This window comes from Pseudomonas sp. MWU16-30316, from assembly GCF_020515645.1.
Lineage (GTDB): Bacteria > Pseudomonadota > Gammaproteobacteria > Pseudomonadales > Pseudomonadaceae > Aquipseudomonas > Aquipseudomonas cerasi.
This window is the reverse complement of record NZ_JAIZAZ010000003.1, coordinates 389866-414274: the sequence shown is the minus strand read 5'-3', so window position 1 is coordinate 414274 and position 24409 is coordinate 389866. Positions and strand designations below refer to the sequence as shown.

Annotated in this window: 19 protein-coding genes; 3 read left to right on the top strand and 16 right to left on the bottom strand. The window is 59.3% G+C overall.

From position 1 onward, the window contains the following. Positions 1-1452 (bottom strand): MFS transporter, encoded by a 1452-nt coding sequence (locus LCH65_RS12945; RefSeq protein ID WP_103735531.1) that lies wholly within the window; start codon positions 1450-1452, stop codon positions 1-3. 61 nt (positions 1453-1513) lie between these two features. Then, positions 1514-2821, bottom strand: a complete 1308-nt coding sequence (locus LCH65_RS12940; RefSeq protein WP_161429332.1) for an Nramp family divalent metal transporter — start codon at positions 2819-2821, stop codon at positions 1514-1516. 315 nt (positions 2822-3136) lie between these two features. Here LCH65_RS12940 and LCH65_RS12935 point away from each other — a divergent pair, with 315 nt between their 5' ends. Then, positions 3137-4555, top strand: coding sequence for an MFS transporter (locus tag LCH65_RS12935; protein WP_044308370.1), 1419 nt, complete (start codon positions 3137-3139; stop codon positions 4553-4555). A 22-nt stretch (positions 4556-4577) separates the two neighbouring features. Here the strand turns inward: LCH65_RS12935 and LCH65_RS12930 are convergent, their stop codons facing one another. The 5 genes from LCH65_RS12930 to LCH65_RS12910 form a co-directional block, all read right to left on the bottom strand. Then, complete coding sequence (locus LCH65_RS12930; protein WP_054081804.1) at positions 4578-4802, bottom strand: DUF6555 family protein; 225 nt, start codon at positions 4800-4802, stop codon at positions 4578-4580. Between the two features lie 737 nt (positions 4803-5539). Further along, positions 5540-7366: a glycoside hydrolase family 15 protein gene (locus LCH65_RS12925; protein WP_226439523.1), complete on the bottom strand. Its 1827-nt coding sequence runs from the start codon at positions 7364-7366 to the stop codon at positions 5540-5542. After that, positions 7359-8159, bottom strand: coding sequence for an SDR family oxidoreductase (locus LCH65_RS12920; RefSeq protein WP_058397301.1), 801 nt, complete (start codon positions 8157-8159; stop codon positions 7359-7361). Before LCH65_RS12920 ends, LCH65_RS12925 begins: the two co-directional genes overlap by 8 nt. Before the next feature lie 66 nt (positions 8160-8225). Then, entirely contained in the window at positions 8226-9263 is a 1038-nt protein-coding gene (locus tag LCH65_RS12915) for an NADP(H)-dependent aldo-keto reductase (protein WP_003367259.1), read from the bottom strand. 97 nt (positions 9264-9360) lie between these two features. Next, the gene (locus LCH65_RS12910; protein ID WP_003367258.1) at positions 9361-11172 is read right to left on the bottom strand and encodes an ABC transporter ATP-binding protein; all 1812 of its coding nucleotides are present in this window, start codon (positions 11170-11172) and stop codon (positions 9361-9363) included. A gap of 88 nt (positions 11173-11260) precedes the next feature. Here LCH65_RS12910 and LCH65_RS12905 point away from each other — a divergent pair, with 88 nt between their 5' ends. Beyond that, positions 11261-11686, top strand: a complete 426-nt coding sequence (locus LCH65_RS12905; RefSeq protein WP_060707668.1) for a DUF1810 domain-containing protein — start codon at positions 11261-11263, stop codon at positions 11684-11686. Between the two features lie 7 nt (positions 11687-11693). Here the strand turns inward: LCH65_RS12905 and LCH65_RS12900 are convergent, their stop codons facing one another. From LCH65_RS12900 to LCH65_RS12860, 9 genes are all read right to left on the bottom strand, one after another. After that, positions 11694-12764 carry a DUF1615 domain-containing protein gene (locus tag LCH65_RS12900; RefSeq protein ID WP_032609421.1) on the bottom strand — a complete coding sequence of 357 codons (1071 nt, stop codon included), beginning with the start codon at positions 12762-12764 and terminating at the stop codon, positions 11694-11696. Between the two features lie 87 nt (positions 12765-12851). After that, complete coding sequence (gene glsB / locus LCH65_RS12895) at positions 12852-13760, bottom strand: glutaminase B (RefSeq protein ID WP_003367254.1); 909 nt, start codon at positions 13758-13760, stop codon at positions 12852-12854. Between the two features lie 70 nt (positions 13761-13830). Beyond that, positions 13831-14646 carry a class II aldolase/adducin family protein gene (locus LCH65_RS12890; protein ID WP_024662723.1) on the bottom strand — a complete coding sequence of 272 codons (816 nt, stop codon included), beginning with the start codon at positions 14644-14646 and terminating at the stop codon, positions 13831-13833. A 593-nt stretch (positions 14647-15239) separates the two neighbouring features. Continuing rightward, positions 15240-17642: a TonB-dependent receptor gene (locus tag LCH65_RS12885; protein ID WP_187809694.1), complete on the bottom strand. Its 2403-nt coding sequence runs from the start codon at positions 17640-17642 to the stop codon at positions 15240-15242. A 281-nt stretch (positions 17643-17923) separates the two neighbouring features. Continuing rightward, complete coding sequence (locus tag LCH65_RS12880; RefSeq protein ID WP_044308364.1) at positions 17924-18325, bottom strand: biopolymer transporter ExbD; 402 nt, start codon at positions 18323-18325, stop codon at positions 17924-17926. Between the two features lies 1 nt (position 18326). Then, positions 18327-19055 carry a MotA/TolQ/ExbB proton channel family protein gene (locus tag LCH65_RS12875; protein WP_054081809.1) on the bottom strand — a complete coding sequence of 243 codons (729 nt, stop codon included), beginning with the start codon at positions 19053-19055 and terminating at the stop codon, positions 18327-18329. Between the two features lie 130 nt (positions 19056-19185). Then, entirely contained in the window at positions 19186-20019 is an 834-nt protein-coding gene (locus LCH65_RS12870) for an energy transducer TonB (protein WP_226439522.1), read from the bottom strand. Between the two features lie 393 nt (positions 20020-20412). Then, the gene (locus tag LCH65_RS12865) at positions 20413-20907 is read right to left on the bottom strand and encodes a copper chaperone PCu(A)C (protein WP_074808144.1); all 495 of its coding nucleotides are present in this window, start codon (positions 20905-20907) and stop codon (positions 20413-20415) included. Beyond that, positions 20901-21506 (bottom strand): SCO family protein, encoded by a 606-nt coding sequence (locus tag LCH65_RS12860; RefSeq protein WP_003367246.1) that lies wholly within the window; start codon positions 21504-21506, stop codon positions 20901-20903. The genes LCH65_RS12865 and LCH65_RS12860 overlap by 7 nt, the downstream gene beginning before the upstream one ends. Positions 21507-21896: 390 nt before the next feature. On the opposite strand from LCH65_RS12860, the gene LCH65_RS12855 reads away from it, so the two are divergent. Next, entirely contained in the window at positions 21897-24395 is a 2499-nt protein-coding gene (locus LCH65_RS12855; protein ID WP_187809693.1) for a TonB-dependent receptor, read from the top strand. The last annotated feature ends 14 nt before the right edge of the window (positions 24396-24409 follow it).

The following is a 24409-nucleotide window of genomic DNA, read 5'->3' as shown; positions in this document are numbered from 1 at the left end:
CTAGTTGTCCCCGGCCTGCGACAGCGGTCTCGCTACGTCTTCCAGAGACTTGCGCTCGGCAGCCGCACCCCATATCGCCTGCACCAGCGCCGCCAGCAACATCAGCCCGGCGCCGATCAGATAACCGATCAACATATTGCTGCGCTCACCTGTTTCAATCAACTCCCCAAACAGGGTCGGGCCAATCATACCGCCCAGCCCCGTACCGAACGCGTAGAACACTGCGATTGCCAACGCACGGATTTCCAGTGGAAAGGTTTCCGCCACTGTCAGGTAGGCCGAGCTGGCCGCTGCCGACGCAAAGAAGAAAATCACCATCCACGCAATGGCCTGCTGGGTCACGTCCAGCACACCTTGCTGGAACAGGTAGCCACTGATTGCCAGCAGTACGCCCGACAGGCCATACGTGAGGCTGATCATCACCCGCCGGCCAATCACGTCAAACAGTCTGCCCAGCAGCAGCGGACCGCAGAAATTACCCAGCGCCAGCGGCAGCACGTACCAGCCGACGCGCTCGGCCGGCACGCTATAGAAGTCGGTCAGCACCAGGGCGTAGGTGAAAAAGATCGCGTTGTAGAAAAACGCCTGGGCGGTGAGCAGCGTCAGGCCTACCAGCGAACGCTGACGAAACGTCACCAGCAACGTCCTGGCGACCTCGCCCAGCGGCGTGTGGTCTCGTGCGTGCAGGCGCAGGGGCTTGCCTGCTACGGCGGGCAATACGTGGCCCTGGCGCTGTAAGTCGGTTTCTATCTGCTCGACGATCTGCTTCGCCTGTTCAGCCTGGCCGTGTATCAACAGCCAGCGCGGGCTTTCCGGCAGCCACAGTCGCATCAGCAGAACCAGCAGACCCAATACCGCACCAATGCCGAAACACAGGCGCCAGCCCAGCTCGGCCCCGATCCACAGGGGGTCGAGCAAGACAATCGAGCCAATCGCACCGAGCGCGGCACCCAGCCAGAACGTGCCGTTGATGGTCAGGTCGACCCAGCCCCGGTAGCGGGCCGGGGTAAATTCCTGAATGGTCGAGTTGATTGCCGTGTACTCGCCACCGATGCCCATACCGGTCAGAAAGCGGAACAGCATGAAGCTCCATACGCTGAAGGAGAACGCCGTAGCGGCCGTCGCACCGACATACAGCAGCAAGGTGATGAAGAACAGCTTGCGGCGCCCAAGACGGTCCGCCAGCCAGCCAAAGAACAACGCGCCCAACACGGCACCGGCAATGTACGCGGCGCCCGCCAGGCCAATGTCGCTATTGGTGAGATTGAGCGCCGGGCTGGCTTTCAAGGCGCCGGCTACCGACCCTGCAAGGGTGACTTCCAGGCCGTCAAGCAGCCAGGTGATGCCCAGCGCCACGACCAGCAAGGTGTGAAACCGCCCCCAGGGCAGTCGGTCCAGTCGGGCGGGCAAATCGGTTTCGAAGACGCTGCCCTTGTCGCTCGGTGTGCTCATGTCCGGCTACCTGACGGCTGACATTGGTGTCAGGCTTGAGAGTCGCTGCCGCCGCCCAAGTTCAGCTGATCCAGAACCACAGCAATGTAAGATTGGCCGCCGAGATCAGCCCGAACAGACCCCAGGCAGCCGTTTTCACCAGCCGGCTGTTGACGAACGGCCCCATCAGTTGTGGGTCGCTGGTAAAGCGAATCAGCGGCCAGAGCGCGAATGGCAGCTGCAGGCTCAGCACAACCTGGCTGAGCACCAGCATCTGCCCCACCGAGCTGTCACCCAGCCAGATCACACCGATCAGCGCCGGAATCAGTGCCAGCGCCCGCGTGATCAAGCGCCGCTGCCAGCACGGAATCTTTGCCTGCAGAAAACCTTCGAGCACCACTTGCCCGGCAATCGTGCCGGTAAATGTCGAGCTTTGCCCTGCCGCCAGCAGCGCGATACCGAACAGCACGCTGGCGATCGCGCCACCTACCAGCGGATCGAGCAGGTGATAGGCGTCCTGAATCTCGACCACCTCGGTATGCCCGGTCTTGTGAAAAGCGGCAGCAGCGAGGATCAGAATCGCCGCATTGATCAGCAGTGCCAGGCTCAGCGAACCGATGGTGTCGAGGCGCGCATAGCGAATGGCGCTGGCCTTGCTGGCCTGGTCCGAACCGTTGACCCGCGTCTGCACCACAGACGAATGCAGGTAAAGGTTATGCGGCATGACGGTGGCGCCCAGAATGCCGATGGCGATGTACAGCGGCTCCTGGCTGCTCAATACATCCCAACTCGGCTTCAGACCCGCGACGACGTCTGGCCAGAACGGCTTGATCAGAAACAGCTCGACGGCGAAGCAACTGGCGATGGTTGCAATCAGCCCCAGCACGATGGCCTCCAGACGGCGAAAATTGGCGCCCTGCAAGGCCAACACGATCAGCGTATCGAAGGCGGTCAGTGCCACACCGGTGGTGATGGAGACGCCGAGCAACAGATGAAACGCCAACGCTGCCCCCAGCACTTCCGCCAGATCGGTGGCGATGATCGACAACTCCGCCAGCAGCCACTGGCCCTTGGCGACCTTACGGCTGTAGCGGGCGGCCGACAGCTGCGCCAGATCACGGCCGGTAGCGATGCCCAACCGCGAACATAGGTTTTGCAAGACCATTCCCGAGAGGCTGGCCAGCACCACCACGAACAGCAGTGAGTAGCCGAAGCGCGACCCGGCCTCGATGGCCGTCGCCCAGTTGCCAGGGTCCATGTAGCCGATGGAAACCAGCAGGCCAGGCCCGACGAACAGCATCATCTTGTGCAGCAAGGACGCGTTCGGCGGAATGGCCACACTGTCGGTAGTCGCCGAGGGGCAGAAAGGAGCGGTGGCAGTAGTGGGCAGTTTGTACGTCACGGGAACCCGGAATGCAGAAAGTTAAGGCATCATCCTAAGGTTTTACGACACATGTTGATACATCATTGCTGGCGTCATGCCTGCTGTTTTTCGCCTGCCTCTCTGCCTGACTAGGTCATCACTGCGCCGTTCTCATTTCCACGTAATTCCAGCGCTTTAATGGATCCGATATAAAAAATCGAAAAATTGATCCGATAAACAATTTTTCATCTTTTAAACCTTAATAACCGCATTAAAAGACCAATGATTACAAATTGTAAGGAGTAGTATTCAGGCCTTAACAAGAACTCAGGATGGCCATCCATGACCTCATTACCTCATGCCGAGGCAGCCGCGAACGAGCCGTTGCGGGCAGCGTATATCTCGGCGCGCATTGACCGACTGCCTGCGGTCGCGACTATCTGGCGACTGGTCGCCCTGCTGTCTCTCGCCGGTTTTTTCGAGCTTTACGACCTGTTCCAGACCGCGTACATCAGTCCCGGCCTGATCCGCGACGGGATCTTCGCCACAGGAAGCCAGGGTCTGTTTGGTTTCTCCGATCAGGCGGCCTTCGCCTCGGCGACCTTTCTGGGGCTGTTCTTCGGTGCCAGCCTTGTCAGCCCGATTGCCGATCGTTACGGACGCCGTGCGATCTTTACCTTCGCGCTGATCTGGTACACCGTGGCCACCGTAATCATGGGCCTGCAAACCTCTGCACTGGGCGTGATAGGCATGCGCTTCGTCGTGGGTATCGGCCTGGGGGTCGAGCTGGTCACCATCGACACTTACCTGTCGGAACTGGTGCCCAAGCGCATTCGCAGTTCGGCATTCGCCTTTGCCTTCTTCATTCAGTTTTTGTCAGTCCCCAGCGTCGCGCTGATGTCGTGGTGGCTGGTGCCCCAGGACCCTTTCGGTTTTTCCGGCTGGCGTTGGGTAGTGATCAGCAGTGCAGTCTTCGCCCTGTTTGTCTGGTGGCTGCGCTCGGCGCTGCCGGAATCGCCGCGCTGGCTGGCGCAGAAGGGACGCTTCGATGAAGCCGAGCGAATCATGGACGGCATTGAGGCACGCTGCATCAAGGACCACGGCAAACCACTGGATGAGCCTGAACCGGAAAACGTAGCGCTGTCAGGCAACGGCCGATTTGCTGACATGTGGCAGCCACCCTATCGGCGCCGCGCGCTGATGCTGATTGTGTTTCATGTGTTCCAGGCCATCGGCTTCTTTGGCTTCGGCAACTGGCTGCCTGCCCTGCTCTCGGGTCAGGGCCTGAGCGTTACTCACAGCCTGGGGTATGCGTTCGTGATCACGCTGGCTTATCCGCTGGGGCCGCTGCTGTTCGTGAAATTTGCCAACCGCTTCGAAAACAAATGGCAAATCGTCGGTTCGGCGTTGGGGGCGATGATTTTTGGCAGCCTGTTCGCCTTTCAGACCAGCGCGGCAGGACTGATTTTCTGCGGGATCATGATCACGTTCTGCAACGCATGGCTGAGCTTCAGCTACCACTCGTATCAGGGTGAGCTGTTCCCGACCAACATCCGCGCCCGCGCGGTAGGCTTCTGCTACTCGTTCAGCCGACTGTCAACGGTGTTCAGCAGCCTGCTGATCGGGATATTTCTAGACCACTTCGGCACGCCGGGCGTGCTGGCCTTCATCGTCGGCAGCATGTTGATCGTGATCGTCACCATCGGCCGATTCGGGCCACGCACACGCAATCTTGCGCTGGAGCAGATCGCTCACCGATGACAGGGTGCAGGGTTGAGTGGGTTCAGGCCTGAGCCCACTCAACATTGGTGACACCAAAGTGCTCGGCATAGGGTTTCGATACCCGAGCGACCTTCTCCAGTCGATATTTCGGTATGCGTGCGAGACCTGCATCGACACTTGCGTAGTGCCATGCTTCAGCGTTATCCATATTCTCGGTTCGTATATAAAAGCTCTTGAACGAACCATTCAGCAGATAATCAATGCGGTAATGCTTTGGAAGTGCCATTGAAAGTCTGATCCTTTTTCAGCAGTGGCTTGAAGTATAGGTGACTCTATTCGTGGCGAAGAAATTCATTATTTTTTTGATGTCTGCGACCAATGAACTCTTCTTTTGGCTATATCTGTGGATCCCCAACCGCCTGGCAAGTCGTTTGGGATTGGCCCTGTCGGCACATAACTCGCGCGTGACTTCCACACACCGGCGCTTCCAGGATCCCCTGAAGCACGGACGTTGCAGTGGGTAGCGGCGCGCCGGCCAGTTGTCGACCAGTACGATCTCCTGCCGCACACGCTGGTGAGCTGCACGCTGGCAGATGAGTTCACGGGGCGCCAACCCGCCATCACCGTCGCCGCCGCGAAGTTGGCGAAGGCCTGCAGAGTATCCAGATAACGCTGCCGAAGCTCGCGGGGGCCCAACGAATCCAGGAGCGGCCTTCGGCAGACAGAATCACTGCTTAACTACCGGCCCTTCGCGCCGCGCATGGCTGATAACGTTGAAGTTGTACCGCGCGATCCGGTTATTTGATTGAACCATGAATCAATACTTGTCGCAGCGTAGAAAGTGTCAGACAACCGAATGGTATAACGCCCTCGGCGCGGCTGATGGGTTGATAGCGTTTAGCTCATGATTCAAGTAGTCAATATCGGCCATCGTTTCAAAACCACCGGCCGAAAGAACAGCCGGTGGCATTATTCATTGCGACAACGTGGAGCCGCTTGTGATTGATGCGTTTCTGTACCTTTTCAGGGCTGCCAAAGCGCCTGCCCGCCGCCCAGTTTGCGGTCCAGAAAACTGGCCGCACTGATCAACGCCAGATGGCTCAAGGCCTGTGGCGTATTGCCCAGATGATGAGCATGCGCGTCGAACTCTTCGGCGTACAAGCCTAACGGATTGGCGTAACGCAGCAACTGCTCGAACTCCAAGTGCGCCTGTTCGACCCGACCGGCGCGAGCCAGACATTCGACGTACCAGAACGAGCAAGCCACGAAGGCGCCCTCCTCACCTGCCAGGCCATCATCATGATCGTCGTCGTTGCGGTAACGGAACACCATTCCGTCACGCACCAGCGCGGCCTCGATGGCATCCAGCGTCGCAAGCCATTTGGGATCATTGGCACCAACGAAGCGCACCAACGGCATCAGCAACATCGAGGCGTCCAGATTGCGACTGCCCTTGTGCTGCACGAAGTGCCCCAGGTCGTCGTTCCAGAAGTTCTCCCAGATATCGTTGTGGATCTCCTCGCGCACCTTGGTCCAACGCTCGAACGGCCCCGACAGTGAACGCTTGAAGGCCAGACGCAGTGCCCGGTCCAGCGCTACCCAGCACATAAGCCGGGAGTGCAGGAAGTGCTGATCGCCGCCGCGCATTTCCCAGATGCCCACGTCCCTGTCGTTCCAGTGCTCGCACACATAGTCGACCTGACGCACCACATGCTGCCAACCGTCGTGCGAGATGGCGTCGCCGTACTTGTTGGCCAGGTACACGGCATCCATCAGCTCACCGTAGATGTCCAGCTGAACCTGCTTGTACGCTTCGTTGCCGATGCGTGCCGGCTGCGCACCGCCGTAGCCGGACAAGTGATCGAGATTATCTTCCGGCAGCTCGGCGTGGCCATCCAGCGCATAGAGAATGCCGAGTTTCTCGGTCTGTTCGCAGCAGTCATCCAGTCGCCCACGCACCCAGCTCATGAAGGCGTTGGCTTCATCGGTGTACCCCAGGCGCATGAACGCATACACGGTGAACGACGCGTCACGTATCCAGGTGTAACGGTAATCCCAGTTACGTTCGCCGCCCTCGGTTTCCGGCAGCCCGAACGTCGCGGCCGCGACAATACCGCCGTGCTTGCGAGAGGTCAGCAGCTTGAGCGCCAACGCCGAACGAGTGACCATTTCACGCCAGCGCCCGGTGTATTGCGATTGCCCTGACCAGCGCCGCCAGAACTTCAAGGTGTCATCGAAATAGCGCGAGCATTTGCCCGCAGCAACGTTCGGATCGTCAATTCCGCCAAGGATGAACTCGATGGTCTGGCCCTTGTGCATATGAAATTCGGCCACGGCGTCGTGCTGCTCGAGACGCAACGGCGTCGCCGCCGACAGGCGCATGCCCGGTTGCCCGGCGGCTTCGAAACAGATGTCCTCACCCTCGACCCGCGCGGTGGTATCGGCGCGGCTGTAATCCATGCGCACTCGGCAGCGCATGCGCAGCGTGGCCTCGCCAAAGCGCACCTGAACGCGGCGCACGATGCGCGGCAGATCGTCCTTGTCCTCGCCGATCGGCATCAGGTCGGTGACTTCCACCACCGCGTCCTCGGAAATCCAGCGGGTTTGCAGGACGTTGGTGTCCGGCAGGTAGATTTGCAGCCGCCTGGCGTCAGGCAGATCGGGCGCCAGCTGAAAGATCCCGGCGTCGGGCGTGTCCAGCAGCGCGGTGAAAATCGACGGGCTGTCGAAGTCCGGCCAGCAACAGAAATCGATACTGCCGGTGTCGGCGATCAGGGCAGCACTGCGCATGTCGCCGATGATGCCGTGATCCTCGATACGGTTTTGCGCCTCTGCGGAAAAATCAGCCATTGCCTCGGAACTCCGGATAGAGGGTCATGCCCCCGTCGATGAACAGGGTGGTGCCATGCACATAATCCGAGGCATCGGAAGCCAGCCAGAGCACAGCATTGGCGACATCTTCCGGCTCGCCTATACGACCATAAGGGATCAGCTTGAGCATTTCCTTCTCGGCGTCGCCCTTGCGTGCATCGGCATTGATCGGCGTACGGATGGCACCTGGGGCAACACTGTTGACGCGAATTTTAAGCTCGCCGACTTCCTGAGCGATGCTGCGCATCAACAGGTCGACGCCGCCCTTGGACGCTGCGTAATTGACGTGCCCGGCCCATGGAATCAACTGGTGCACTGAACTCATGTGAATGATCTTGCCCATTGCCCGCGACACACCGGGGCGCATGCCCTGCTTGATGAACTGGCGCAATGCAGCGCGGGCGCAGAGAAACTGCCCGGTCAGGTTGACGTTAATGACGGTATTCCAGTCTTCCAGCGTCATGTCGACGATCGACGCGTCCTTCTGCAAGCCGGAATTGGCGACCAGAATATCCACGGCGCCGAAATGTTCGATGGTCTGTGCAAACAGCCGCTCGACGTCTTCTTCTTTCGAAACGTCGGCACCCACAGCCAGCGCCTTGCCCCCGGCCGCGCGAATCTCTTCGGCCAGCTTCTCGGCAGGTTCAGGCTTGGAGTTGTAGTTGATCACGACGGCGGCACCGGCCTCTGCCAGCGCGCGCGCGGCACCTGCGCCCAGACCGGAACTGGCGCCGGTAACGATTGCGACTTGTTGCTTGAGTGAGATGTGCATCAATTTCAGCCTCGGAGTAAGCGTATTAGTGCTGACTGGCGAGGCTGAAATTAAGTTCAGTGCAGGTTATGGCGCGGGGTTTGGCTGCGAGGTGTGAATGGCCTCGATACCGGCGATGACTTCATCGGACAGCGTGACGTCGATGCTCTCCAGATTGATCTTCAGTTGATCGAGTTTCGTGGCGCCAATGATGTTACTGGTCACGAACGGCCGACTGGTCACGTAGGCCAGCGCCATCTGCGAAGGATCCAGACCATGCTCGCGGGCCAGCGCGACGTACCTGGCTGTAGCCGTGACGGCCTGCGGATTGTTGTAGCGCTGAAAACGCTCGAACAGGGTCAGACGGCCATCGGCCGGACGTGCGCCATCCAGGTACTTGCCCGCCAGCACACCGAACGCCAGTGGCGAGTACGCCAGCAGGCCGATCTGTTCGCGAATGGCGATTTCCGCCAGACCGACTTCAAACGTGCGGTTAAGCAGGTTGTAGGGGTTCTGGATCGAGACGGCACGTGGCAGATCGAGGGTTTCGGCAAGGTGCAGAAAACGCTGAGTGCCCCATGGCGTTTCGTTGGAGAGGCCGAAGTGACGAATCTTGCCCGCCTTGACCAGATCGCCCAGTACCGACAGAGTCTCTTCGATTTCGACGGCCTGATCATCCGGGTCGTGGGTGTAACCGAGTACGCCGAAGAAGTTGGTCTTGCGATCCGGCCAGTGCAACTGGTACAGGTCCAGGTAATCGGTATTAAGGCGCTTGAGGCTGGCTTCCAGCGCCGCAGTGATGTTCTTGCGGTCAAGGCGCGGATTGCCATCGCGGATATGATCCATACGACCTGGACCGGCGACCTTGCTGGCCAGTACCCAGTCGTTGCGGTCGCCGTACTTCTTGAAGTACTCGCCGATGATGCTTTCGGTCTTGGTATAGGTCTCGCCACGCGGCGGCACCGGGTACATTTCTGCGGTGTCGAGGAAATTGACCTTGGCATCCTTGGCCATACGAATCTGTTCGAATGCTTCATCCTGGGTGTTCTGCTCGCCCCAGGTCATGGTGCCCAGACAGATCGCGCTGACCGACAGATCGGTTTTGCCCAATTTACGAAATTGCATCGATGTCTCCGTTTGATTCAAAAAGATACAGCCTGAAACAGGGCTCCCATAAAACGCCGACTGGTCATTCACTGCAACACTTTTTATCCGGTTTCACCTAGCGATAACCCTGCGCCTGCAGATCGAACAGCGCGGCGTAGCGCCCTGCGGTGGCGATCAGGCTGTCATGATCACCGCGTTCCAGCACTCGCCCGTGCTCCAGCACCACAATGTGTTCGGCGTTGCGCACGCTGGAAAACCGATGCGATATGAGTAGCGTCATGCGCCCTTTGGCGTACTCGCGAAAATGCTCGAATACTGCCGCTTCTGCGCCTGCGTCCAGCGCGGCAGTCGGCTCGTCGAGAATCAGGATATCGGCGTCGCGGCGCATGTAAGCGCGTGACAACGCGATTTTCTGCCATTGCCCGCCGGACAGCTCCTGGCCTCCCGCAAACCAGCGACCCAATTGTGTGGCGTAGCCTTTGTCGAGCTGCTCGATGAACTGCGCGGCCATGCCCTGCGCCGCCGCTTCGCGCCAACGGCCTTCATCATGGAAGGCCTGAGTGTCGCCAACGCCGAGGTTCTCGCCGACCAGAAACTGATAGCGAATGAAGTCCTGAAAAATCACGCCGATGCGCGAGCGCAAGGCGTCTTCATCCCACTCCTGCAGGTCGCTGCCGTCCAGCAGAATGCGGCCTTGATCAGGTTGGTAAAGACGCGTCAGCAGCTTGATCAAGGTGGTTTTTCCCGAGCCGTTCTCGCCCACCAGGGCGACGCTGCGCCCCGGCGCCAAGTGCAGATCGATGTTTTCCAGTGCCGGACGGCTGGTCCCCGGATAAGTGAAACTGACGTTCTCGAAGCGCATACCATCACCGGGCTGCGCGCCCACGGTCAGGCTGCCGGCAGACGGCGTAACCGGCTGACCGAGGTAGACATACAGGTCGGCCAGATACAGCCCGTCCTCGTATAAACCACTGATGGCGCTGAGACTGCTGCTTACTGCGGCCTGCCCCTGCTTGAACAGCACCAGGTACATGGTCATCTGCCCCAGGGTGATCCGCCCGTGCACCGCATCGACCACCACCCAGGCGTAGGCCAGGTAAAACGCAGCCGTGCCGAGCAGGCCGAGCAGGAAGCCCCAACCATCACGGCGCACCGTCAGGCGCCGGTCTTCGGCATACAGACGCTCGAAGGTGTCGCGGTAACGCTTGAGCAGCAGCGGCGCGAAGCCGAACAGCTTGACCTCTTTGATGTAGCCCTCGTGGGAGAGCAGTGTTTCGATGTAGTTCTGCCGACGGGTTTCCGGAGCACGCCGGGTAAACAGGCGGAACGCGTCGCCGGAAAAATGCGCCTCGGCAAAGAACACCGGCAATGCGCCGAGCACCAGAATCAGCAACGCCCAGGGCGAGAAATGCACCAGCAGTACGGCAAAGCTGATCAGCGAAATGAGGTTTTGCAGCAATCCCAGGGATTTGGTCACCAGTGCCAGCGGCCGTGTCGAGGCTTCACGCCGGACGCGCACGAGCTTGTCGTAAAACTCCGAGTCTTCGAACTGCGACAGCGACAGGGTCTGGGCCTTCTCCAGAATCAGGGTATTGACCTTCTGCCCCAGCAGCACGCGCAGCAACGCCTGCTGCACGGAAAGCCCGCGCTGTGCTGCCGCGAGCAGAGCCAGCACACCGGCTTCGAACAACACATAGCGCAACACCGGCCATAACGGTGCTTCGCCTGCGCTGGCGTGCAACTGCATCGCAGCGACCACCGCATCGACGATGCGCTGGCCTAACCAGGCGGCCAGCGCCGGCAGCAAGCCGGCGATCAGCGTGGCGACGATCAGGCCGATGGACAGCGCTCGGGAAGTAGTCCAGACCAGATGCATCGCGCGCAAGGCCTGGTGCATGAACGAAATGAAACGCTTGAAAACCGGCATACGCTTAAAAACTCTTCAGACAGGTCGAACCCCCATCTCGGGCGGCCATCATACGACCACAGGTTCGTTGAAAAACAGGAAACTCATCATGAAAGATGCTTACAACCTGCAACGCTTTGTCGATGCCCAGCAACCGCTGTTCCAGCAGGTATTGACAGAACTCGAAGCCGGGCAGAAACGCTCCCACTGGATGTGGTTCGTGTTCCCGCAGATCCAAGGGCTGGGGCGCAGCGACACGGCGCGACACTACGCAATCACCGATCTCGACGAGGCCCGGGCTTACCTGCAACATCCTGTATTGGGCCCGCGTCTGGAACAGTGCGCCGGCATCATTGCTCCTCAGGTAGAACGTTCGGCACGACAGATCTTCAGTTCGCCTGATGACATGAAACTGCATTCGAGCATGACCCTGTTCAGCATCGCAGCGCCTGAGCGACCTGTGTTTCAGAAGGTGCTGGATACGTTTTTCGAGGGCAAGCGCGATGCGATGACGATGAAACTCCTGTCACGTTGATTCAAACTCACTTCGGTGCGCGCTGTACGCAACGCTCACGTCGGTCGTCGACGCGCTCGGCAAACCAGGCGGTAGTGAGGTTACGGGTGATTTTCGGGCTTTTCAGGGTGATGCCGGGCAGGATCGCTCTGGGCAACGGTTTGCCAGCTGCCCTGTCCGCCAGTGCAAAGACCTTGCTGTACAGGTCGGTCTCCTCGAATTCCAGCGTGTCGCCCTGCTTGAGCTGGCTCCATATCTGCGACTTGTTCATGCCCAGTCGATCGCCAAGGGTGCGCACCGCAAGCTCGGTGGAGCCCGGCGAGGTGGAGTCAAAGCGGATCAGATCGCCATCCAGCGCCAGCTCGATGCCGGTCGCCCGACTCACGGCATTCTGGAAGGCAGCATTGCGGCTTGCGTACCAGCCGGCATTGAAGTCGGCAAAACGGTACAGCGACTGGGTGTAGTTGACCGGATAGCCCAGCAGGTGGGCGATACCGAAGTACATGCCGCCACGGCGGGTGAAGACTTCGCGACGAATCGAACCATCGACCGTGTAGGGGTAATCCTCGGCGTGTTTCTCGGCAAAGGCGATGCTGACCTGCATCGGCCCGCCGGTCTTGACCGGATTGAAGTTGCCGAACAACGTCTGCCCCAGCGGCACCATGCCGATGAAATCATCGAAGATCGCGCTGAGGTCTTTCTCGGTGCGCGCAGAATCGAGGCGTTTGCCGTAAGTCTTGCCGTCCGGCGAGCGCACGCGCAATGCAGTGGCGATCAGCGCATTGGGAATGTGCAGCCGCGCCGCGCGGCGGTTGATTTCGGCGCGGGCGATGCGGCCCATGTCCGGCACCGCAGGATCGACCTGAAAGGTCGACTCCTGCTCGGTAACGGCCATCACCGAACACAGGTTTTCGGTGGTCAGCGGAATCTTCTGCGCAGCAAACGCGGCATGAATATCCGTAGCCCACGCCTGGCGATCCGTCACATTGGCAGGCATCAGACGCACGATCTGCGCACGCGCCTGTTCAGGCGTCAGTTCGGGTTCCTGGACGCGCTGCGTGCCACAGCCTGCCAACACCAGCAGCCCGACGCTTAGCAGGAGCGATTTGCATAGCCTTCGATTCAATCCATGACTCCTGTCTGGTTCGCGCTTCGACGCGCTGTTCACTTCAGAAGGCTTTTTATCTCAAAAGACCGACCAGTCGACCCGCGCGCTGAGTTTCTCCAGCGCAGCCATACCGACAAGGGAATTGCCCGCTGCGTTCAACTCCGGGGACCATACACAGACCGAAGCACGTTCGGGCACGATCGCAACGATACCACCGCCTACCCCGCTCTTGCCCGGCAGGCCTACGCGATAGGCGAAATTGCCGGCTTCGTCGTACAGGCCGCTGGTGGCCATGATCGAGTTGACCTGGGTGGCCTGTCGCGCCGTAAGGACCTGCTCGCCGCTGTGGGCGCAAAAGCCCTGATGGGCCAGAAACCCGAACGCCTTGGCCAGGTCGATGCAGTTCATGCTCAGCGCACAATGATGAAAGTAGCTGCGCAGCACGTCTTCCACATCGCCGTGAAAATTATCGAAGGATTTCATCAGATAGGCCGCCGCAGCATTGCGCGAACGGTGCTGGTATTCGGAGTCAGCGACTTTGGAGTCGGAGGTGATCGCCCGATTGCCGCACAGGCGTCGAACGAAGTCGCGCATTGACAGTGACGGTGCTGCAAACCGCGCCTGGTTGATGTCGCAAATCACCAGCGCACCGGCATTGATGAACGGGTTGCGCGGCCTGCCCTGCTCGAATTCCAGTTGCACCAGCGAGTTGAACGGCTGGCCGGAAGGCTCGTGTCCGAGGCGCTGCCAGATCTCCTCGCCCGAGTGGCCGATGGCTTGTACCAGGCTGAACACCTTGGAAATGCTCTGTATCGAAAACGCTGTTTCGGCGTCACCGGCGCTGAACACCTGACCATCGTTGCCGTACACCGCGATGCCCAGCTGATCTGGCCGGACCTCGCCCAGTGCCGGGATGTAATCGGCTACCTTGCCCTGGCCAAGCAAAGGTCTTACTTCATCGAGGATTTCGTTCAGCAGGTCTTGCATGTGTGCGCCCCTTGTTTTGGCTGCGCACACTACACCAACCTCAAGCGCCTCGCATCATTGCGTTGCAGGCTCAGGTCTTGTAGTCGGTGTCGTTACGCTCCAGCTCGCGAATCAGGGCATTCCAGTGCCGTGCGACACCCGGCGCATGCCCGTCCTTGATGGCCTTTGCCTGCTGCTCCACCCTGGCAATGACCTCGCGCGGCGGGAACACCAGTTCGGCGTTACCCGCCGACTGCGCTGCAATCTGAATATTGCAGGCGTACTCAAGGGCATGAAGCTGCTGGAACGCATGCTCGACACTCACCCCGCCGGTCAGCAACCCATGGTTGCGCAGGATCATCACGCTTTTGTCACCCAGGTCGGCGACCAGCCGTTCGCGTTCACTCAAGTCCAGCGCAATGCCTTCATAGCCGTGGTAAGCCACCCGGCCGGAGAAGGCAATCGAGTGCTGAGAGATAGGCAGCAGCCCGTCCTTTTGGGCCGACACGGCGATACCGTCACGGGTGTGGGTGTGCAGCACCGCTTGCAGGTCGTGGCGCGCAGCATGAATGGCGCTGTGGATCACGTAACCGGCGTAGTTGATACCCAGCCCGGTGGGGTCATCGACAATCGTCCCGTCAATATCGACCTTGACCAGGTTGGACGCGGTGATTTCATCGAACAGCAGCCCGAACGCGTTTATCAGAAAGTGCTCGTCGGGGCCCGGCACGCGTGCCGAGAAATGCGTATAGATATGATCGGTCCAGCGCTTGAGCGCCGCCAGCCGATAGGCCGCCGCCAGCTTGACCCGGACTTCCCATTCCTCCGGCGACACTCTGTCGCGCACGCTGCCGCTACCCGACGGCGTCGTAGCTGAGTGGGCTGGCAAAGCGCTGACGTTGCTCATGGTATTGCTCCTGGATGACTGCTGACTGATCAGCAAGACTAGGCGTATGGGGATTCAATTAAAAATCACATTTACTTCTAAGCTAATTATAAAAAATGAGAATATTAAAGTCTGTCCTGCTACCGGGTTTTCATGTGTCCACGAGGGTCTATTAATGTTCCTAAAGGGTATTTAAATAAATTTTTATATAGCGATATGCTCCAATATTGGCACCCCCCATGGAGCATCGCATGTCCAATACCGCAAGATTTCTGCTCCTTATCAGCGCGTCACAGCGGCCGACGCTCCGCGTCACACAGCGGTTTTTTGATGTCAGGTAGATTGGGGTTCGACTCAGGTCACCTTTTCGCCACTCGGCGAGTCACTTTGATGGGGCCAAAGTGACCAAAGCCCCTGGCTCCGTTTCCGGCCCGACTTCGTAGGGTTCCTTCGCCCTGTCACTTACGTCGCAATTTGCGTCGTCAGTGCCATCGCGCCAAAAAAGCGCTTTCGTTTATGTGCAGTGCCCAGGAGCAAGGCATAGCGTCGTATTGCAGCATCACGAGCTTTATGCAAACGCAACGTATTGGAACGACAGTCAGCGGCAAATCGCGCTACCAGTTATACGTCACCTTGCCGTAGTAATAAGCGCCGCTGTACCCGTAGGGAGAGAATGTGCTGTAGGCCAGGTTGCCGCCGCTGGAGGAGAAGTCGTTGAGCTTTTCCGGGTATTTGTCGGTGACGTTGTCGCCGCCCAGAGTGAAGACCCAGCTCTTGAGTTTGTAGTCGACCGCCAGGTCCAGCAGCCAGGCGGCGCTGAAGGTCTGGTCGTTGACCTTGTCGGCCTGATAGCTGGTGAACTCGCCGTAGCGGACCAGGTTGGAGTGCAGCGCCCAATTGCCGAACGTCAGGTCATTGCCCAGTGTCAGTTTGTGTTGTGGCGTGGTGTCACCCAGCAAACCGATGCGCTCCCTGCGATCTACCCGCACCAGATTCACTCCCAACTGATCGAGAATCGCCGGGTTGGCCTTCACGTCGGTGACTTTGGTGTGGTTGTAGTTGTAACCCACCGTGCTGTTCCAGCGCACACCGTTGTCGAACTGGTAGCGGTAATTGGCGACCAGATCGACGCCATCGGTGCTGGTGTCCGTGGCGTTGGTGAAATAGCGGGCACTGGTGTAGTTGATATCGCCTACGCCATTACTGCGCAGGTAATTGATGGCGGTGTTATTGAGCACCAGATTGGAGGACAGCGAGATACGGTCCTGAATGTCGATGCGGTAGACGTCGGCAGTCACGGTCAGGCTGTCCAGCGGCTGGAGTACCAGGCCCAGGCTGTAGTTGCGGGACTTTTCCGGCTTGAGGTCTTCGGCACCCAACAGTTGTGCAACGTTACTGCCGGCCGGAAACGTGCCCGCTTCCTGGATGGTGTTGCCAATCAGTTGCGACGACGTGAAGGTAAAGTTCTGTTGCGCCAGCGAAGGCGCGCGGAAGCCTGTCGATACGCTGCCTCGCAAGGCCACCTGCGGAGTGAAATCGTAGCGCGCTGAAAGCGAACCGCTGACATTGGACCCGAAATCGCTGTAGTCCTCGTGGCGGACGGCAGCCGACACACCGAGCTTTTCGGTCAGATTGGTTTCCAGGTCCAGGTACTGTGCGAAGTTATGCCGCGAGTAACTGCCTGCATCCGCCGCGCGGAAACCGCCCAGCCCGGAACTGCCGGTCTGGAAATACGACTCCGCCTGCCCTGCCTCGATCTGATAGCCCTGACGCAGGTATTCCGCGCCAAACGCAACCGATACCGGATAAGGCAACCACGCTGCATTGAATTCTCTGGAAAGGTCGAGGCTCAGTTGCTTCTGATCATTGGTCAGCGTGCCGTTGTAGAAGGAACGCGGCGTGTTCAGTCCCAATGAGGTGTTGATGGTTTTGGTGCGCAGCTCATAAGCGTTTTTGCCATAGTTGGCGGACACGTCGTAGTGCCAGTCATACGCCAGCTCTCCCCGCAGGCCAGCGACCAGCGAGGTGTCTTCGAGCGTGCCGTTGATCAGCGGCAGATAGCCGTTGGGATAAATCGCCGCAATGTTATTTGAAGCATTGCTCGGCCGATAGAACGCGGCGGTTTCGCCACGCCGCTTGCTGTAGCCCCCGAAACTGTAGAACTCCGCCGCGTCATTGAAGCTGTATTCAGCGTTGTACTGCAGCTTGCCCTCATGCGTCTGCGGCTCACCCTGGCGGAACACCTGCTGACCGTAAGTGGTGGACCCGATACTGGACGCTCGAAAGTCGTCACCGGCGCGGTTGGTGTAGTCGTTGTTGACCCCTTCACCGGAAAGGTTGAACGCGCCATTGTCGCCCAAGGCAAAACCGGTATTGCCCGACACCTGACGCTGGATACCGTCGCCCTTCTTGTGTTGGCCGTACTGGCTGGAAATCGACCCGCCATGGTCCGCGCTCTTGAGAATGATGTTGATCACCCCGGCGATGGCGTCGGACCCGTAACGTGCCGACGCACCGTCGCGCAGGACTTCGATATGGTCGATGGCCGACAGCGGAATGGCATTCAGGTCGGCAGGTGCCGAACCACGTCCGACCGCCCCGCCCAGATTGACGAAAGCAGATGTGTGGCGGCGCTTGCCATTGACCAGCACCAGCACTTGATCCGGCGACAGGCCGCGCAGTTGCGCCGGACGCGTCAGCTCCGCACCGTCCACCAGGCTCGGCCGGGGGAAATTGATCGAAGGGATCAAACGTGCCAGCACGGTACCCAGTTCGCTGGAGCCGGAACTGCGCAGGCTGTCACCGGATATCACATCGATGGGCGAAAGAGAGGCGCTGGCGGTACGCTCCTGCGCACGGGTGCCGGTGACGATCACTGTACCCAGGGTGGACGCGCCCTGAGTGTTTTGCTCATCTGTCGCTTCTGCGCCGAATGCACTTGCACTGATGCCCGTGACGCTCAGCAAATTGGCTGAAAAAATCGCCGAGGCCACTACACTGCGTTTGAAATACCCCATACCACTACCCCTTGAAAATCCCTGATCCAGAAACTCTGCTCTGGTTACAACGAGCGATCCGTGCGGCGGACGGTGGCGATCATTACGGTGTCTGATTGATGTTCCGGTGGCCCGATGCGTTATAGCTTAATGAAATTGATTTAAATATTTAAATATCAATAACGAATAAGAATCTGCATTTGTGTCAGTACTGAAAAATGCCTGCGATGCAGACAAAAAAAGGCCGCACCTGCCTGAGGATGCGGCCCAAAACCGTTGAAGCTGTAGGTGGTATAAATCTGTTACCTGGCAGTGATCACCGACAATTTGGTAATCCCGGCACGCTCGATGGAGGCCATGGCGCGCGCGACTTCCCCGTAGTTCACGCCATTGTCCGCCTGCAATTGCACGCGTACGTCAGGCGCCTTTTCCTTGGCCGCCTTCAGGTTGGTTTCCAGCAAGTCCGGCTGGATTTCGTCCTTGTTGATGAACAGCTTGCCCTGCCCGTCGATACTCACCACCAATGGGTCTTTCTGCTCCACCGGAGCGACCGAGTCGGTCTTGGGCAGGTTGATCGGGATTGAGTTGGTCAATAGCGGCGCGGTGACGATGAACACCACCAGCAGCACCAGCATCACGTCTACCAGCGGCGTGACATTGATCTCGCTCAGCACTTCATCGGTGTCTTGTGTGGAAAAAGCCATCTCAGGAGGCCTCCTTCACGTTCTGCCCGACGTGCGCGCCCGCAGTGCCCGACTTCAATACCGGATGCAGCAGCACACGGAAGGCGCTCTTCTGCGCCAGGCTGTAGAAGTCATGGGCGAAGTCATCCAGATCGGCAGCGGTCAGTTTCAGGCGTCGCAGAAAGTAGTTGTAGACCAGCACTGCAGGCACTGCGACGGCAATGCCGACGCCGGTTGCCACCAGCGCCGCGCCGATCGGCCCGGCTACCGTTTCCAGGCTTGCCGAACCGGCCGCACTGATGCCCTTGAGGGCTGACATGATGCCCCAGACCGTACCGAACAAACCGATGAAAGGCGAAGTGCTGCCGATGCTGGCGAGGATGGCCAGACCGGTTTCCAGCGAGCGCCGCTCGCGGACGATCTGCTGACGCAAGGCGCGCTCAAGGCGGTCCTGATGGTTGATGGACTGACTGAGGTCATTGGCCTGCGCGCCATCCGGCACCTGAATGGCGGCGTAACCGGCCAGGGCGACCCGAGCGGCAGCGCCCGGTTGCTCCTGGGCCAGCTGAGCGGCGGAATCCAGGCTCGATGCGGCCCAGAACTGTTTGTGGAACTTGCGATCCTGAGACTTAAGGCGCGAAAACTGCACGCCCTTGAGCAGGGCCAGGCCCCAGGTAGCGACGGAAAAAATGACCAGCAGCCAGATGACCGCGTGTTCGATGGATTCAAAAGGCGAAGCAATCAGGTTCATGGCGCAGCTCTCTCTGAACAAAGTCTGAACAAGGCATGGGGTGTGTCGCGATGCGCCTTTGGTTCAGGTAGCTCGCCAGGTCAATCGAATAGCCGGGTTTGGTCTTGAAACGTTATTTGATCTTGAATCCTTATTTGATCCTGAAATCAATGGGCACGCTGACCCAGCCATCCTGGGCTACATCGCCCTGCCTGGCCGGAACGAAACTCCAGCGTTTCACCGCCGCCAGCGCGGCATCGTCAAGCTGGTCGCGACCACTGCTCTTCTGTATCTGAATCTCGCCGGGCTTGCCGCTGGCCAATACATGTACGCGCAACAGCACAGTGCCTTCCCAACCGCGACGCATGGCCAGCGATGGGTATTCCGGGGCCGGGTTGCGCAGGTAGCCCGCGCTGGCCGAGGCCGGGGTTACCGGCTTTGGTGCCGGCGGAGCGGGTGGCGCAGGCGCAGCGACAGGGGCTGCAGGCGCCGGAGGCGAGGGTGGCTGCTCAACCGGCTTGGCTACTGGTTTCACGACCGGCTTGACCACCGGTTTGGGCGGTTGTGGCTTGGGCTTGAGAATCGGTTTTGGCGGTGGTGGCTTGACGGCCAGTTCGTCCTCGATCGGAGGCGGCGGTTCGACCACCGGCTGCACGACAGGCTCGGGCGGTGGCGGCGGTGTTTCCACAACCGGTGGCGCAGGCTGGGAAAACTCGATGGTCATCGGCGGAATTTCAGGTGGCACCACTGGCAGTGTCGGCGTCGGGTTCTGGCTAAGCCAGTAGATGACTGCGCCATGAAATACCAGCGCCAGCGCACCGAGCAAAATGGCTTCGCGCCGCCCGAGAATGGGCTTGGGGGTGCGTTGCAGCCGCGATAACGCCAGTGGCGCACGGAAAGGACGCCCCAGATCGACCAGGTCGCCACTCGGCGTCTGGCGCCAAGGCACATCATGTGCACTGGCTGCGGTCTGGACATTGCCCATTGATACACTCCTGCATTTTCATGATAAAAATCCAGGTTCTGTTGGTATCAGTCACCTTCCTCAGGCCGATATGGCGAGGCAATCATCGCCGAAAAAAGCTTGTTCCTGAAAAGAATATTTGGTTCGCCGGTTAGATCCTAAATGCATATAGGAGGCGGACGTTCCGGGTTCGCTTTTGAACGTGCAGTGAGGCACAGAGTTGTGACGCGTAGCGTCACGAAAGGCATTCCCACGCTGGAGCGTGAGGAACGATAGGCGTCATGTAGATCACTCTCTTGCCGATGCATCGAGCACCCTGGTTGCTGGGGGGCTGTGCCGGCCTCTTCGCGAGCAAGCTCGCTCCCACAAGACCGGTTTATAACGATGAGTGCCCAGCGTCCGATGCTGCAAGCCTCAATGGCCGCTGTGATCGCCGTGGCTGCTGTGCTCGTCGCTGGTCAGTGACTTGGCGACTGCAGTGACCTGGATCGATTGCTTCGCGCCCTTGGCATCTTCCACGGTCAGGGTCAGAGGCACCTGATCGCCTTCTTTGACCTGGGCAGCCAGGCCCATGAACATCACGTGGTAGCCGTCGGAATCGAGCATCACCGGTTTGCCGGCCGGCAGGTCGACCGAGTTGACGCGCTGCATGCTCATCACGTCGCCTTTCATGTTCATCTCATGGATCTGCACGGTTTTCGCAACAGGTGAAGCAACGTCGACCAGCTTGCTGTCCGTGTCCGAGGTGATACGCATGAACGCACCCGTAGCGGACTGGCCCGGCACGGTGGCGCGAACCCAGGCATCATCGACGTGTGTTTCGGCCAGGGCCTGAGCGCTCAGGCCCAACAGCGAAAGGCTCAGCAGCAGCGGCTTTGCAACGTTACGAATCAAAACGGTCATCAGCATACTTCCATCAAAGTGAGCAGATCTTCAGTGCATTGTTGAGCGGACAGCCGGTGCGACAACCCCAGGCGCAATACACCGCGGGTGTCGTAGACGTAACTGGTCGCGGTGTGCGAGATCGTGTAGGTGTCACCCAGTGGGACCTTCTCGAAGAATACACCGAACTCCTTCGCCGTTGCCGCCGTTTCTTCAAGCGTGCCGGACAGTGCGACGAACGTCGGATCGAAGGCCTTCACATAGGCGTCAATCACTTCGGGCGTGTCGCGCTCCGGGTCCAGGGTAATGAACACCACCTGCAGCGTCTTGCCCTCCTCGCCCATCAGCTTCCTGATTTGAGCAGCCCGCGCCAGCGCCGTGGGGCAGATGGCCGGGCACTGGGTGAAACCGAAGAAGATCATCGGCATCAGGCCGCGAAAGCTGGACAAGGTCTTGACGTTGCCTTGCGAATCCTTGAGCCGGAAGTTGCGGCCGACAATCTCGTTGCTCATGTCCTTGCCATGCTTGAACGGCAACGCATTGGAGCTGCCGCAGCCGGTCAACAGGCCAAGGCTCAGCAATGAGAGGCCAGTGACCACCTCGCGGCGTGTCAGATGTTGCGTCATGTCTTGCGTCCCCTGAGGATAAGGCGCGTGGGTTCAGACAAATTCAAAGGCGGCGAATTTACCACTCAAGGACAATGGGGAATACCGCCAATCCTGTATCAAGCCATGAGCAGACGCGCAAACGTCGCGCTCATGGGCTGCCATACGTCGTGCGACAAAACAGCACAGGCGTTGCAACCTCTCCAACAGCCTCCCTTGCAGCGGTCGACACGCAAAGCATTAAATGCAAATAACGCATCAACATTTAAAATATAATTCCATAAATTAATAATTAGCATATAGCCAAAAGGCCTTTCACAGGTCCGTTTCATAACTCTATATTCGCCAGCAAACCGACCCTTGCCGTGTGGAGGTGCCCAGGATTTTTCAGCATCCAAGGATCACTTCGCTATGGCCTTATTCGCTAACGCCCCTCGTCTTGCCCTGCACAACCCGTTGATCAAAAGCATCGCGCTTGTCGGCCTCGGTCTGATGAATCCGGCTCAGGCTGCCGATGAAGCGACCGACGAGGAGGCACGTCTGGAAAAGGTTACGGTAATTTCCACCGGCATTCGCGGCGCTCAGCGCACGGTGACTGAAAGCCCGGCCCCGATTGATATCGTGACCAGCGATCAGTTACTGAAAACCGGTCGCGCCGACCTGACCGAAGCCATCGCCAAACTGCTGCCATCGTTCAACTACGGCACCAACGTCGCAGGCTATAACTCGACCATCCGCCCCCTGTCCAACCGCAGTCTGGCACCGGCTTACACGCTGGTGCTGGTCAACGGCAAACGCCGTCACAACAGTGCTCTGCCTGCCAACGGCTCGACCGACAGCAGCGGCGCAAACTCGGTGGACATTGACATGATCCCCATCAGTGCGGTGGAGCGTATCGAGGTCCTCAAGGACAGCGCCGCCGCGCAATACGGCTCGGACGCGATTGCCGGGGTGATCAATGTGATTCTGAAGTCCGGCGCCGAGGGCGGTCATCTGGGGGTGACTTACGGCAAGCTGTACAGCGGCGAAGGCGAAGTGACCAAATTCGAAGGGGACACCGGCTTCGAACTGGGTGACGGCGGCTTTCTGCACCTCTCGGCGGACGCCCGCAAACGTGGCGATGCCAGCTGGAACGAGAAAGCCACCAATAACGCCTATTTTCCCGGCGACCCTCGGGAGGCGAGCTGGGACCGGGTCGGGGTTAAGAACGGGGATCCGCAGATCAAGGCGTTCAACCTGGCCTACAACGCCGAACTGCCGCTGGATGATCAGACCACACTGTACTCCTACGGCACCTATGGGCAGCGTGACGCCATCATCTACAACTACTTCCGCTACCCCAACGGCAACGCCAACATTCCCGAGTTGTTTGCCGATGGCTATTACCCGTTGAACAATCTGGACGACACCGACTACCAGTATCTGATTGGCGGCAAGGGTCAAGCACTGGGCTGGAACTGGGACCTGAGCACCACGTACGGGCGCAATAACAATCATCAGTACAGCGATAGGACCATCAACCCGTCGCTGGGCCCGGCCTCCCCGACTTCATTCGATGATCTGGCGACCTATCGATTCGAACAGTGGGTCAATAATATCGACATTACCCGCGCATTCGACGGACTGTTTGGCGTACCGCTGCAAGTTTCTGCAGGCCTTGAACATCGCTGGGAGCGTTTCCAGACTTTTTCCGGTGACGCGCAGGCCTATCAGGTCGGCGGCTATCGTTTTCCGGCCACCCTGCCCAACGGTCAGGCCAACCCGCTGGCCGGGCAACTGGCGTCGATTGCCGCCCAGGCCGCAGCGGTCATCTCGCCGCAGGATACGACCAGCCTGCAACGCAACAACTACGCAGCCTACGTCGATTTCGGTATCACCCCGATAGAACCGCTGTTCGTCGATCTGGCCCTGCGCGCCGAGCACTTCGATGATGACTCGGGCAACACGGTCAGCGCCAAGCTCAACTCGCGCTACGAATTCACTGACACCTTCGCCGTGCGCGGCACCGTCGGCACCGGCTTTCGTGCACCTTCACTGACCCAGATCGGCTACAGCATCTCCGACAACAGGGTCGGTGCTGCGCCAGACGGCACCATTATTCCCGCCGTGACGCGCATTGCGCCGGTCAACTCGGAGCTGGCCCAGGCGCTTGGCGCAACCAGCCTGGACCCGGAAAAATCGCGCAACCTGGGGTTTGGCGTGACCTGGCAACCGGCACCTCGCACCAGCCTGACAGCGGACGCCTACTGGATCGAGATTGCCGATCGCATCGCCCGAACCGAAAGCCTGTACGGGCCGGCACTTGCACCGATTCTTGCCGCACAGGGCGTGGACACCAGCACCTGGACCTCGTATTACGCCAATGCCTTCGACACGCGCACGCGCGGCCTGGATATCGTTATCGACCACTCCAGTCAGTACGGCGCATGGGGTGATGTGCGCTGGAGCGCCGGGTTCAATTACAACAAGACCGTCATCACCGACGTCAAGGATGCACCGGCAGCCCTGCAGGAGCTGGGCAGTAACCCCGGTGGCAGCCTGACCTGGGTCGGCCGGGCCCGCGAAGGCGATCTGACTGATGCGCAACCGAAAACCAAATGGGTGCTGGGAGGCAAATGGACGCTGGGGGATTTGGGCGTGAACCTGCAAACCACTCGTTATGGCAAGGTCAAGACGCTCCAGCAACTGGAAAGCGGCGACCGCAGTTTCGGTGCCAAGTGGATCACTGACCTGGATGTGTCCTACACCCTCTACGACAACATCACCCTCAGTGTTGGCGGCACCAATATCTTCGATGTGCGCCCGGACAAAAACGCGATCCCCTCCGCCGTTGGACTCAACCTGTACGGCAACTCACCGTTCTATCCGGGCGGTGGCTTCTGGTACAGCAAGATTGCCTACGATTTCTGACGTCTGCACAGACC

Bases quoted from the DNA above. Each gene is read 5' to 3' on its own strand.
- LCH65_RS12945 (WP_103735531.1), bottom strand. From the start codon at position 1,452: ATGAGCACACCGAGCGACAAGGGCAGCGTCTTCGAAACCGATTTGCCC.
- LCH65_RS12935 (WP_044308370.1), top strand. From the start codon at position 3,137: ATGACCTCATTACCTCATGCCGAGGCAGCCGCGAACGAGCCGTTGCGG.
- LCH65_RS12930 (WP_054081804.1), bottom strand. From the start codon at position 4,802: ATGGCACTTCCAAAGCATTACCGCATTGATTATCTGCTGAATGGTTCG.
- LCH65_RS12925 (WP_226439523.1), bottom strand. From the start codon at position 7,366: ATGGCTGATTTTTCCGCAGAGGCGCAAAACCGTATCGAGGATCACGGC.
- LCH65_RS12920 (WP_058397301.1), bottom strand. From the start codon at position 8,159: ATGCACATCTCACTCAAGCAACAAGTCGCAATCGTTACCGGCGCCAGT.
- LCH65_RS12915 (WP_003367259.1), bottom strand. From the start codon at position 9,263: ATGCAATTTCGTAAATTGGGCAAAACCGATCTGTCGGTCAGCGCGATC.
- LCH65_RS12910 (WP_003367258.1), bottom strand. From the start codon at position 11,172: ATGCCGGTTTTCAAGCGTTTCATTTCGTTCATGCACCAGGCCTTGCGC.
- LCH65_RS12905 (WP_060707668.1), top strand. From the start codon at position 11,261: ATGAAAGATGCTTACAACCTGCAACGCTTTGTCGATGCCCAGCAACCG.
- glsB (WP_003367254.1), bottom strand. From the start codon at position 13,760: ATGCAAGACCTGCTGAACGAAATCCTCGATGAAGTAAGACCTTTGCTT.
- LCH65_RS12890 (WP_024662723.1), bottom strand. From the start codon at position 14,646: ATGAGCAACGTCAGCGCTTTGCCAGCCCACTCAGCTACGACGCCGTCG.
- LCH65_RS12885 (WP_187809694.1), bottom strand. From the start codon at position 17,642: ATGGGGTATTTCAAACGCAGTGTAGTGGCCTCGGCGATTTTTTCAGCC.
- LCH65_RS12880 (WP_044308364.1), bottom strand. From the start codon at position 18,325: ATGGCTTTTTCCACACAAGACACCGATGAAGTGCTGAGCGAGATCAAT.
- LCH65_RS12875 (WP_054081809.1), bottom strand. From the start codon at position 19,055: ATGAACCTGATTGCTTCGCCTTTTGAATCCATCGAACACGCGGTCATC.
- LCH65_RS12870 (WP_226439522.1), bottom strand. From the start codon at position 20,019: ATGGGCAATGTCCAGACCGCAGCCAGTGCACATGATGTGCCTTGGCGC.
- LCH65_RS12865 (WP_074808144.1), bottom strand. From the start codon at position 20,907: ATGCTGATGACCGTTTTGATTCGTAACGTTGCAAAGCCGCTGCTGCTG.
- LCH65_RS12860 (WP_003367246.1), bottom strand. From the start codon at position 21,506: ATGACGCAACATCTGACACGCCGCGAGGTGGTCACTGGCCTCTCATTG.
- LCH65_RS12855 (WP_187809693.1), top strand. From the start codon at position 21,897: ATGGCCTTATTCGCTAACGCCCCTCGTCTTGCCCTGCACAACCCGTTG.